Below are 7,658 nucleotides of genomic sequence, written 5' to 3'. Positions count from 1 at the left end.
TGGCTTGTGTCGGGCGCACGCTGGGCATGCGTGTGGGCAATGCCCTGCAGGCCCGGGGGGAATTGCCGGGACCGTTACTCCCCACCGACATCGGCGATATCGTCCAATCGAGTTGTCTTGCCCACGATATCGGTAACCCGCCGTTCGGCCACACCGGCGAAGAGGCCATTCGAAACTGGTTTCAAAAAGAAGGGCGCGTGTACCTGGAGGGGTTGACCGAAGCCGAGCGAGATGATGTTCGACTGTTTGAGGGCAATGCTCAGAGTCTGCGAGTGCTGACCACGCTGGAGTACTACCAATACGAAGAAGGCATGCGCCTGACCTACGCGACCCTGGGCGCTTCCATCAAATACCCCTGGACGGCGACGCCCAGCGTCCAGAACCAACGCCCCAAAAATAACAAGTACGGAATCTTCCAGACTGAACTGGACTACTTTCACGAAATCGCTCAGCGCACCGGTCTGTTGCCGATCGGCGAGCACTGGTATTGCCGGCACCCCTTGGTGTACCTGATGGAGGCAGCGGACGACTTCTGTTACGGCATTTTGGACCTGGAGGATGGCCTGGAGATGGGCATTCTCAGTTGGCCGGAAATCTATGACATTCTGCGCCGGGTGATTCCTCCAGTGCAGATTCCCGAACTGGAACGCAATCTCAATAAGGTGGATGACGGACGCAAGCCGGCGATCTTGCGCGGCAAGGTGATTGAAGCCCTGATTGACTCCGGTACCGACGCCTTCATGGAGCATCGTGCAGATTTTCTGGCCGGGACTGTGAAGGGTGATCTGATTTCGCTGTGCGATGACAATGTCCGTACCGCCGTGCAGGCCGCCAAGGATCTGGCCAAGCAGCGCATTTTCAACCACGCCAAACGGGTCGAGCTGGAAATCGGTGCCTACAACACCATCGGCACCCTGCTGAGCACCCTGTGCGGGGCCGTTGATGCCCTACTGGGTGATCCGGATCAGGTCACCTACAAAGACAATCGGGTGCTGGCACTGATGGGCGACAACAACTTTCACCCCTCGGTGTTCGCCCAGGAAGGGCGTTATAAATACCAGGCCCTGATGGCCGTGATCGACTACATCAGTGGCATGACCGACAACTATGCCACCAACCTGGCCAAGCAATTCAATGGCATGGGCGAGGTCCGCTACTGAATGCAGCGCCTGAAGGAGCATCGCGACTGGCTGTTGATTCCCGTACTGATTGCCAGCCCGCTGTTTTTTATCGGCGGGCCGGACTGGCTCTCCGCGCCCGTCATTCGGGAAGCTTGGGAGCAGGGGCACTGGGTGTTCTTCGCCTGCCTGATGTTCTGGTGGCAGGGGCGTTGGCCGCTGCGGGCGCCCCATCAATGGCTGGCACTCACGTTGGTGGTCGTGGTGCTGAGCGCTCTGATCGAGGGCCTGCAGACTCTGGTGGATCGGCAGGCGAGTGGGAAGGATATTCTCCTGAACGTGGTCGGTACCTGGATGGGCCTTTTCTGGGGCCAGCCGGCGACCCGCTGGGTCTGGTCCGGTCGGGTTATCGCCACTGTGTTGGTGCTCTGGCAATTGCAGTCGGTGCTGGTGCTTGGCCTGGCCGAGTACCGGCAGCATCGCCAGTTTCCGGTTCTCGGTGATTTTGAATCCCGCTGGGATGTGCCTTTCTGGGAGGGCGATGTACAGCGTGTCCGCCAACCCGTGGCCCAGGGGGAGTACAGTCTGGCGGTGCGACTGATCAGTACCGACAAGAACCCCTACGCGGGCACGCATCTTAGCCGGCTGGTGGATGATTGGCGCGGTTATCAGGCGCTAAGCCTGTCCATTTTCAACCCCGGCGATGACACGCTGCGCATGACCCTGCGGATCAATGACGCCACCCATGATCGCAATGAAGGACTGTTTTCGGATCGGTACAACGGCCGGCTGGAGGTCGCTCCCGGCTGGAACCACTACCGCATTCCGCTGGAGGACATTGCCTCGGCGCCAGAAACCCGCAGGATGAATCTGGCCCGGATGATCCGTCTGCTACTCTTTACCTCAGGGGTGACCGAGCCCCGCTGGATCTATCTCGATAACCTGCGCCTGGAGCCCACGGAGTAGCGTCTCAATGACCCTGGATCAAACGCTGATTCTCTCAATCCTGGCCGCCAGTATTGGCCTGTTCCTGTGGGGACGCTGGCGGCATGACATGGTGGCTCTGGCGGCCTTGCTGGCCTGTGTGTTCACCGGGTTGATTCCGGGGCAGGACGCGTTTGCCGGCTTTGGCCACGGTGCGGTGATTACGGTTGCCTGTGTACTGGTTCTGAGCCGTGGATTGCAGTCCACCGGTGCGATAGATGTACTTGCCCAAAAGCTCTTGCCCAAAAATGCGGGCCTGGCCATTGGCGCCGCCATGCTGACAGCCCTGGGCGCGTTTCTGTCGGCCTTTATGAATAATGTCTGGGCGCTCGCGCTATTGATGCCGGTAGCGATTCAACTGGCCCGCAAGCAGGAGGTCCCCCCTGGCGTGGTACTGATGCCGCTGGCGTTCGGCACCATATTGGGGGGGATGACCACCCTGATCGGGACACCTCCCAACCTGATTGTGTCCGGCTTCCGCGCTGATCTCAGTGGTGAGCCGTTTCGCATGTTCGATTACAGCCCGGTCGGGGCCCTGGTCGCACTGACCGGTGTTGTGTTTATCACCGTCATCGGCTGGCGGCTTGTGCCCCGGCGCGAGCCGGCGGGGGTCGAAAGTTTTGAGACCGGCCATTACCTCACCGAAGTGCGGGTCACTGAGAAGAACAAGGTGGTCGGTAAACCGCTGCGCGAGGCCGAGGCGCTGCTCGATAATGATGAAGCACAGATCGTCGGGCTGGTGCGCAATGACCTGAGAGTCCAGGCGCCCAATCCGGCCCGCGTGCTGCGGGCCGGGGATATCCTGGTTCTCGAGGCGGAGCCTGAGGCGCTGTCAGCGGTGCTCTCCAGTCTGGGCCTGGCGCTGGAAGAGGACGTTGAGACCGAATCAGACGATGAGACGGAGCAAGCCTCAGCGCCGACGTCCGACGACGAAGAGAGTGAGAAAGAGTCGGGGGACGACAGTGGCAGTGCTCTCCAGGAATGGGCCGCATTGCCCGGTTCAACGTTGCTCGGGCGCAGTGCCAGCGACATCCGGCTGCGGACCCGCTTTGGTATCAACCTGTTGGCCGTTTCCCGTCAGGGCAAGCGCTCGGTCAAGCGCCTGCGCTCCATTCGGGTCAGGGCCGGGGACGTGTTGTTGCTGCAGGGCTCAAGCGATGCGATCAGTGCCTTTGGCAGGGAATTTGGTTGTATTCCGTTGGCCGAGCGCTCCATTGGTGTTCCCGATAAAGGCAAGGCCGCCCTGGGGGTGAGCATCATGGGGCTGGCCATTCTGGCCGCGGCCATTGGCTGGGTGCCCGCGGCGGTGGCCTTTGCCGCCGGGGTGCTTGGCTTTATGGTCAGCGGTGTTCTGCCGATGCGTTCGATGTACGAGGCTATCGACTGGCCGGTGATCGTGTTGCTGGCCGCCATGATTCCGGTTGCCGGGGTCATGGCCTCGACCGGCGCGGCGGATTTACTGGCACAAATCCTGTTGGAAAATGTCGCCGGCGGCAATGCCATCGTGGCGGTGGTGCTGTTGATGGTCATCACCATGACCCTGTCCGATTTCATGAACAATGCGGCTACAGCGGCGGTCATGTGCCAGATCGCTATCAGCAGTGCCGCCGTGCTCAGCGTCAACCCCGATACCCTGCTGATGGCAGTGGCAATCGGTGCCTCCTGCTCCTTTCTGACCCCCATCGGCCACCAGAACAACACCCTGATTCTCGGGCCGGGTGGTTTCCGCTTCGGGGATTATTGGCGGCTGGGCCTCCCCATGGAAATCATTGTGGTACTGGTGGGCACGCCGCTGCTGCTCTGGGTATGGCCACTGTGATGACCCTCAAGCCATAAGTCCATACCCGGAGCGTTGGTGCATCAGCCCTTCAGGCTTTTCATGTCGATCACAAACCGGTACTTCACATCGCCTTTTTTCATGCGTTCATAGGCGGTGTTGATGTCCTGAATGTTGATCATTTCCACATCGCAGGTGATGTTGTGCTCGGCGCAGAAATCCAGCACCTCCTGGGTTTCCGGGATACCGCCGATGATTGAGCCGGCCAGGGTCCGGCGTTTGCCGATCAGGGCGCCGGTGTGGATGCTCGGCTCGATGGTGTCGATCTGCCCCACCAGCACGTGGGTGCCATCCACGCCCAGGCAGTTAAGATAGGGTGTCAGGTCGTGCTGCACCGGAATGGTGTCCAGAAGAAAGTCATACTGCCCTTCAGCCGCCGCCATCTGTTGCTCGTCCGTGGATACCACCACATGGTCGGCCCCCTGTTGTTTGGCCTCGCCGACCTTGCTCTCGGAGCGGGTGAAAATGGTCACTTCGGCGCCCAGCGCTTTGGCAAATTTGACGCCCATATGCCCCAGGCCTCCCATGCCGAGCACGCCCACTTTGTCTCCGGCCTTGACACCAAAGTGCTTCAGAGGCGAGTAAGTGGTAATGCCCGCGCACAGAATCGGGGCGGCTGCGGCGGGGTCCAGCGCTTCCGGCAGGCGCAGCACAAAGCGGTCACTGACCACCACGTGGTCTGAGTAGCCTCCGTAGGTCACGCTGCCATCGTGTCGGTCTTTACCGTTGTAAGTGCCCACCATGCCTTCCTGACAGTATTGCTCCAGACCCGCGTTGCAGGCGGTGCACGTGCGGCAGGAATCCACCATGCAGCCGACACCCACGGCATCGCCCACCTTGAAGCCAGTGACTTGATCGCCCACTGCGGTCACCCGCCCAATGATTTCGTGGCCGGGCACTACGGGGTAAATGCTCGCGCCCCAATCGTTCTCGGCGAAGTGGATGTCGGTGTGGCAAACGCCACAGTAGTCAATATCGATTCGTACGTCGTCCGGACGCAGCTCGCGCCGCTGAAAGTCAAAAGGGGTCATGCCCGAGGTTTCGGACTGAGCGGCGTAGGCTTTGGCTTCCGTCATACATCATCTCCGGGTGGTGAATTGTGTGAATGGGGTGGTGTTACCTGATTGATGGCGCCATACTAGGGACCTGTTTTGCGGTATTACAAGGTTTATGACACCTCCTCACGAGCGTCAGGCTCGCTCTCAAGCCAATTCAGGCTTCTTACAGCGTCGTTTTCACCGCTGCGGCCCTCAGTCGCGGGCCAATGACGGCGCGGCTGATGAACCCACCTTCCTGGATATTCGTCGCCGGTTCGGGTTTCGATCAATCAGCCTGGGTCGGTGGGTCACCGAGGCGGAGAAACAGCGCGCGGCCGGGCTGTTTTACGACGCTCTGTGCGATTTGATGGCTATACTCAAAGGGCCGGAAGGGCTGATTTCGCTGCGTGGCACCCTGGCGCTGCAATACGGGCAGGGCGGTCAGCGGGGCGTGGCGGCTCACTATGAGCCCGCGACCCACACCTTTGCCCTGGCCAAGAACGCCGGGCCGGGCAGCATTGCCCACGAATGGTTTCACGCCTTTGACCACTATATTTGCGACAAGGCGTTTGCGCCGGTTCCGGGTGCGAGCTTCGGGTCCAAGGCCTGGCTGGCGAATGCCGCCGGGCTCAGTCATCCGTTGAACGACCGGTTGCGTAACTGTTACCACACTGTGCTATTGAATGAAGCTGGCACCGCTCCCAGCGAGCTGTTCGAGCGCTCTGCCGAGCAGGACAAGCGAATGGGAACGGTGTATTACGCGCTGCCCGAAGAGCTTTGTGCCCGGGCGTTTGAGGCTTACGTGCAGGACGCACCGATCAAAAACAGCTTCCTGGTCACGGGCACCCGGCAGACCGATGAGGCCCGGTTGGGGCTCTACCCTCAAGGCCAGCAACGCGCGCGGGTAAACGCCGCGTTTCAGGACTATTTCACCCATCTTGGGCAGGCGCTCTACCAGTCTGCCGAGGCATAACATCACGCGCTGACCCAGCGCCAAAGGAGACGGAAACGTGAACAACAAATCGCTGAATGAACTGAAAGAACGCTATGTGGCGGCCGGCGCGGCCAGCCCCAATCCGAACTTTGCCGACCATGCACTGAATGCGGAACTGTGGGATGCCGATGGCAAACGCTTTATCGACTTTGCGGGCGGTATCGGTGTGCTCAACATTGGCCACCGCCACCCGGCCGTGGTGGATGCGGTCAAAGGCCAGTTGGACAAACTGATGCACACCTGTCAGACCGTGATGCCATATGAAGGCTACGTGAACGTTGCGCAGAAGCTGAGTGAACACACCCCGGTACGGGGCCACGCCAAAGTGATGCTGGCCAACTCCGGCGCCGAAGCGCTGGAAAACGCCGTCAAAATTGCCCGGGCGGCTACTGGTCGCACCAACGTGATCTGCTTTGATGGTGGCTATCACGGCCGCACATTCATGACCATGGCCATGAACGGCAAGGTCAATCCCTATCAGGGCGACTTCGGTCCTATGCCGGGCATGGTATTCCGCGCACCTTTCCCGGTGCCGTACCACGGCATGAGCGAAGAGCAGGCGCTGCGCGGCCTGGAAATGACTCTGAAAACCGATTCCAGTCCCGAACAGACGGCGGCGATCTTTATCGAGCCGGTGCTTGGTGAGGGCGGTTTTTACGCGGCACCACCGAGTTTCCTGAAAGCCGTGCGCAAGATCTGTGATGAGCACGGCATCCTGTTGGTGGTGGACGAGGTGCAGAGCGGTTTTGGTCGCACCGGCAAACTGTTTGCCATCGAACACAGCGGTGTGGAGCCGGACATGATGACCATGGCCAAGAGCATGGCCGATGGCATGCCCATTTCCGCCGTGGTCGGTACCGACACCATCATGGACAGCTCCGGCCCCAACTCCCTCGGCGGCACCTACACCGGTAACCCCCTGGCCTGCGCCGCGGTAATGGCGGTATTCGATGTTTTCGAAAAGGAAGACATTCTGGGTAAAAGTCAGCGGTTGGGCGACACTCTTGCCGCCCGTTTCGCGCAGTGGGAGCAGAAGTTCCCGAATGTGGACAACGGCCGTAACCTGGGCGCCATGGCCGCTTTTGAGCTGGTGGACAGCAAAGAGAGCCGCAAGCCCCGTCCGGATCTGGCGGCGGAGCTGCTGAAGAAGACCAAGGAGAAGGGCCTGATTTTGCTCAGCTGCGGTATGCACGGCAATGCCATCCGCTTCCTGATGCCGGTCACCATTGAAGATGAGGTGCTGGAAGAGGGATTGGCGATTGTGGAATCGGCACTGGCGGAGCTCTCTGCCTAAAGACCGGGGTTTTCCCCAAACCCCCGCTCCCGGAGTGCTATGCTTAGTGCACTTGCATAGACCCGGGAGCGACTATGTCTGATCTGATCCTTGCCATTGACCAGGGCACTACCAGCAGCCGCGCCATTGTGTTCGCCCCGGATGGGCGCATGGTGGCCAAGGCCCAGCAGGAATTTTCCCAGCACTTCCCCGACGACGGCTGGGTGGAGCACAATCCGGAAGAAATCTGGAAGGTCACCACTCAGGTCTGCCGCGACGCGCTCGACCAACTCTCCGGCGATCAGCGCGTGCTGGGCATTGGTATCACCAATCAACGGGAAACCACCGTGGTGTGGGATAAAACCACGGGTACGCCGACCTATCCCGCCATTGTCTGGCAGGACCGCCGCACCGC

Annotated in this window: 7 protein-coding genes; 6 read left to right on the top strand and 1 reads right to left on the bottom strand. The window is 60.4% G+C overall.

Features of this window, described 5'->3' with window-relative positions:
* From B3187_RS11170 to B3187_RS11160, 3 genes are all read left to right on the top strand, one after another.
* Positions 1-1,160: deoxyguanosinetriphosphate triphosphohydrolase (locus B3187_RS11170; protein ID WP_286806470.1), on the top strand; the 1,160-nt coding region annotated here is incomplete at its 5' end.
* A complete protein-coding gene (locus B3187_RS11165) occupies positions 1,161-2,084 on the top strand; it encodes a hypothetical protein (protein WP_286806468.1) in 924 nt (307 codons plus the stop codon). It begins immediately after the preceding gene.
* Between the two features lie 7 nt (positions 2,085-2,091).
* On the top strand, positions 2,092-3,921 hold the full coding sequence (locus tag B3187_RS11160) for an SLC13 family permease (RefSeq protein WP_286806466.1): 1,830 nt from the start codon (positions 2,092-2,094) through the stop codon (positions 3,919-3,921).
* Between the two features lie 41 nt (positions 3,922-3,962).
* Here B3187_RS11160 and B3187_RS11155 read toward each other — a convergent pair whose 3' ends face one another.
* Entirely contained in the window at positions 3,963-5,015 is a 1,053-nt protein-coding gene (locus tag B3187_RS11155) for an NAD(P)-dependent alcohol dehydrogenase (protein ID WP_286806465.1), read from the bottom strand.
* Between the two features lie 94 nt (positions 5,016-5,109).
* Here B3187_RS11155 and B3187_RS11150 point away from each other — a divergent pair, with 94 nt between their 5' ends.
* The 3 genes from B3187_RS11150 to B3187_RS11140 all read left to right on the top strand — a co-directional run.
* Positions 5,110-5,949 (top strand): CLCA_X family protein, encoded by an 840-nt coding sequence (locus B3187_RS11150; RefSeq protein ID WP_286806464.1) that lies wholly within the window; start codon positions 5,110-5,112, stop codon positions 5,947-5,949.
* Positions 5,950-5,986: 37 nt separating this feature from the next.
* Entirely contained in the window at positions 5,987-7,264 is a 1,278-nt protein-coding gene (gene gabT, locus B3187_RS11145; protein WP_123639069.1) for a 4-aminobutyrate--2-oxoglutarate transaminase, read from the top strand.
* Between the two features lie 74 nt (positions 7,265-7,338).
* Positions 7,339-7,658, top strand: a 320-nt coding sequence (locus tag B3187_RS11140) for an FGGY family carbohydrate kinase (protein ID WP_286806463.1), incomplete at its 3' end; no start/stop codon positions are given.

The organism is Marinimicrobium sp. UBA4209, assembly GCF_002381585.1.
Lineage (GTDB): Bacteria > Pseudomonadota > Gammaproteobacteria > Pseudomonadales > Cellvibrionaceae > Marinimicrobium > Marinimicrobium koreense.
The sequence above is the reverse complement of the archived record's forward strand: the minus strand, read 5'-3'. Positions and strand labels throughout refer to the sequence as shown.

Excerpts from the sequence above, each read along its gene's own strand:
- B3187_RS11165 (WP_286806468.1), top strand. The coding sequence starts at position 1,161 with ATGCAGCGCCTGAAGGAGCATCGCGACTGGCTGTTGATTCCCGTACTG.
- B3187_RS11160 (WP_286806466.1), top strand. The coding sequence starts at position 2,092 with ATGACCCTGGATCAAACGCTGATTCTCTCAATCCTGGCCGCCAGTATT.
- B3187_RS11155 (WP_286806465.1), bottom strand. The coding sequence starts at position 5,015 with ATGACGGAAGCCAAAGCCTACGCCGCTCAGTCCGAAACCTCGGGCATG.
- B3187_RS11150 (WP_286806464.1), top strand. The coding sequence starts at position 5,110 with ATGACACCTCCTCACGAGCGTCAGGCTCGCTCTCAAGCCAATTCAGGC.